The sequence below is a fragment of the Kaarinaea lacus genome (assembly GCF_975902315.1).
In genome coordinates, this window is record NZ_CDLKIE010000425.1 from 1 (window position 1) to 3,399 (window position 3,399).

Below are 3,399 nucleotides of genomic sequence, written 5' to 3' on the forward strand. Positions count from 1 at the left end.
ATGGCATCAAGCAGGTAACGCAGATCGCGTGGCTGGGTCTGGTAATGGGCTAATACCAATAGTCCGAAAATATCTGACAGTAACTTTTCATTAGCTACTAATGCGCGTCGGTCAAGTTTTTCAAAGCTAACCTGCCTGGGATCAATGGTCGATTGCAATGAATCTACCCTGGCATCGAGGCATAAACAACGAAAAACAAAAGTCTCTACGGGATCATTGGGTGCCCAACGTATGGGTAAATTCATTTCCTGCGCATGCCACCCCGGCGTTTCATGATTGAGGGTTTCCTGAAACTTGATGGCAAATCCGCGCCCGGTGCCTTCGTAGCCATAAGTCGTCGTGGCGAACCCGATGCGGGCGTATTGTTTTAGCATTTGATGCAGCATCGACACAGGTATCGCGGCTGCTTCGTCGACCAATAGCAGGCCACAGCTGGGCGATTCACGACATAACACGTCGGGTGCCAGGTATTCAAGGCAGCCGGAATGACTGAGCAGTTTGCCGGGCGAAGATTGGGCGTCAGCTAACAGGGTCTGCGCATGTTTAAACACCATTGCAGTTGAACTCAAACGCGGCCCGGTGACTATTATATGCTTGATACCTTCCTGTAATAGGCTTGCCGCAGCGATACCCAGGGCGGCTGATTTGCCCCTGCCTCGATTGGCGGTAATCACCAAAGGACGTCGGCGATGTCCGTGCACAATATGGCGTATTGATTCAACAACCTGTTTTTGGTCGACAGTGCGACACGCGTCATTTTCAAGATAAACCTGTAAATCCTCCCTGGTTTTTATACCAAGGTGTTCCGGCGCTGGTTCATTTTCCTGGATCAGGGTGATATTGTCAGATTGCATTATGATGTTGCGTAATCGTTGCAGGAAACGCTGGCCAACCTCTTTTTCTTCAAACGGCCAAACAGTCATGCGTTGCTTTTCCGGGTCTGCAAAGTTCTCTAGTGTGGATATTGTCGGCATCAACAATATCAATAAACCGCCTCCGCTAATGGTGCCGGATATAGCGCCTAACAAATTCGGATCAATACCGTCATGAAAATTAATTAGCGCGTGTTCGAATTCGTGGCCCAGGTATTTTAAAGCTTCGGATGGCGCTATCCTGGTGCTATTGCTTATGTCTACTGCTGAATGGGTGACTACTAACAGTTTCTGAAGCGAATTTACGCGGCATATTTCTTCGAGATTGCTTATACCCCAGGCCTGGCTGCCGGACAAAATGATACAACGTCGCTGGTAGCTGTCTATTGCTTCCCGCAGTATGCTTTCGGCAAGGCTGGTGGTTTCATTGTTCCTGGTGTCTGCGGCGTTTGACATGATTTTAATTATAGCGGCTTACTCACTGGGACGGATTGGTGTCAAGATGAAATGACATGGATTTCATGTTGCCGCCGTTAATCAGCAATTCAATTTTATGTTGTCCTGTGTAGTGCTTTCGTGTGGATAAATCCTTGAGTGCCTGTTTTTTTGTTAAGCGTAGCGATTGCCCGGGATTTAGCGTGAATTTCTTAAGTTTAAAAACCTTGGGGCTTAGCTGTCCCGATGCTTTGACGTAATGAATCTTGTAGTCAATGATTAACTGCTGGGGGTATGTCGCCAGCGAATCTAATTCTAACTCAATAATCAGGTCATCACCCAGTACCCGTTTTCCTGAATTTAGTTTGAATTTCCTGATCTTGATTTCTGGTTTTTTATGCGCACCAAATATTGCCAGGGCCTGGTTATTGCCCTGTTTGATCAGGGTCCTTGAAGCATGCCGGATAATCCAGGCGATTGACTGCTCGTTAGCGTCCCAGCTTTTAACCAGTTTTAACATTTTTTGTGGATGGTCTTTGGAGATATCATTAAGATGATTGGCCACCGACTTTTGTACATATTTTTCATTATCGGTTTTCAGGTCCTGCAGGATAGGGAGGCTGTGATCAGGATTATCCAGCAAAGCCTTAACGCGCATTGCCCAGGGTAAGCGTGGCCGGGTGCCTTCGCTGGCCAGGCGGCGAATATGAACATTTTTATTGCCGGTCCATTTTTTCACAACGTCTAAGCTGCGATCAAAATCATTTTGCAGAAATACCCGGATGGCCAGTTCCGATGAAGAATATACCGTGAAATCCTTTAAGGCTTGCATGGAACGTTTGAAATCATGCGCCCCAAAGCGAGCCACAAAATCCGGCATAAACATATAACAGAATTTATTCTCGTTGATCATTTCTGCATATGCGTAGAGACGTTTGAGTGCTTCAGGATAATTATCAGGAAAGAATAGCCGGCACACATCGGCGGTACGCTGCATGCGTTGTTTGAGTTCAAGCTCAGACAGGTTTTTTGTGCATGCCAGGTAGAATTGCCTGGCATCAATGTTCGAATCAATATCCGAAAGATCCTGACTTAATTGGCGATAAAAGGCAGTATTAAAAAACTGGTCTTTTAATGGTTGCATAACGATAAACAGTGTTCCTGTTTTTTAATCAGGCTTATTCTCAACGGATTGCAAAATTGTAACTGCGAGCGGTTGGTTTGGCCAACCGGGGGGGGGGAAATTGTGCTTGTAGAGTGCGAAGATTGGCCCAGCCTGGGTCGTGGATCACATCCCGGGATCCAGAGTGGTTTGAAGATTATTGATGCAAAAACGCGAAAACCCACAATTGGCACGCAATTGTGGGTTTTTAATTTACTGCGCTAGTGTCGAATAGCTAATACCCGCCATTATCAGGCCACAGTCACATTTGCTGCCTGTGGTCCTTTGGGGCCTTGTTCTACATCGAAGTTAACCGCTTGGCCCTCGGCTAAGGTGCGGAATCCGTCACCCTGGATTGCAGAAAAATGTACGAATACATCTTTACCGCCATCGCTGGGGGAAATAAATCCGAAACCTTTTGATTCGTTGAACCATTTAACGGTACCAGTGCTCATATAAATTACCTCATATTTCATTGTGTTAGTGTAACTATTGCAGATTATACAAGGCAATTTATGAGGTAGAACCGAACCGGACTTCCAGAAAATTACTTGAACAATTGCAATCTTGCTCAACAGCCAAGATGACAGTTATTGGCTGTCTTAGTGATTAGTATAATAAAACTTGCCAAACGTTCAAGATTTCGGTTTATTCGTTAGGTTGAATTTGTGGACAAATGCCGGAATTACAGCTGATTTTGGTCAGATTTGCAGGATTTTGCTCGTTTTCAGGGGGCGTAATTTCCTAATACCAGCTGTTCTTTCTGTTGCTTTGTGAGTCGTTTTATCTCGGATTCCCGTTTCGCCGCCAGCGAACGTGATGCGAGGCTTTCCTGGTAGACCAGTGTGACAGGCCTTCTGGAGCGCGTGTATTTGGCGCCCAGCTGGTTGTCGCTATTATGCTCAAGGATGCGTTTTTCGGGTGATTTGG

Annotated in this window: 5 protein-coding genes; 1 reads left to right on the top strand and 4 read right to left on the bottom strand. The window is 46.0% G+C overall.

The window, feature by feature from the left end:
• The coding region (locus tag ACWVCM_RS13365; RefSeq protein WP_455202257.1) for a tRNA(Met) cytidine acetyltransferase TmcA domain-containing protein at positions 1-1,328 on the bottom strand (1,328 nt) is incomplete at its 3' end.
• Positions 1,329-1,350: 22 nt separating this feature from the next.
• Positions 1,351-2,451, bottom strand: a complete 1,101-nt coding sequence (locus ACWVCM_RS13370) for a DNA alkylation repair protein (protein WP_455202258.1) — start codon at positions 2,449-2,451, stop codon at positions 1,351-1,353.
• A 102-nt stretch (positions 2,452-2,553) separates the two neighbouring features.
• Between ACWVCM_RS13370 and ACWVCM_RS13375 the strand changes: the two genes are divergently transcribed.
• Positions 2,554-2,694 carry a hypothetical protein gene (locus ACWVCM_RS13375; RefSeq protein WP_455202259.1) on the top strand — a complete coding sequence of 47 codons (141 nt, stop codon included), beginning with the start codon at positions 2,554-2,556 and terminating at the stop codon, positions 2,692-2,694.
• Between the two features lie 26 nt (positions 2,695-2,720).
• On the opposite strand, the gene cspE is transcribed toward ACWVCM_RS13375, so the two are convergent.
• The gene (gene cspE, locus ACWVCM_RS13380) at positions 2,721-2,924 is read right to left on the bottom strand and encodes a transcription antiterminator/RNA stability regulator CspE (protein WP_455202260.1); all 204 of its coding nucleotides are present in this window, start codon (positions 2,922-2,924) and stop codon (positions 2,721-2,723) included.
• A 272-nt stretch (positions 2,925-3,196) separates the two neighbouring features.
• Positions 3,197-3,399, bottom strand: a 203-nt coding sequence (locus tag ACWVCM_RS13385; protein ID WP_455202261.1) for a GIY-YIG nuclease family protein, incomplete at its 5' end; no start/stop codon positions are given.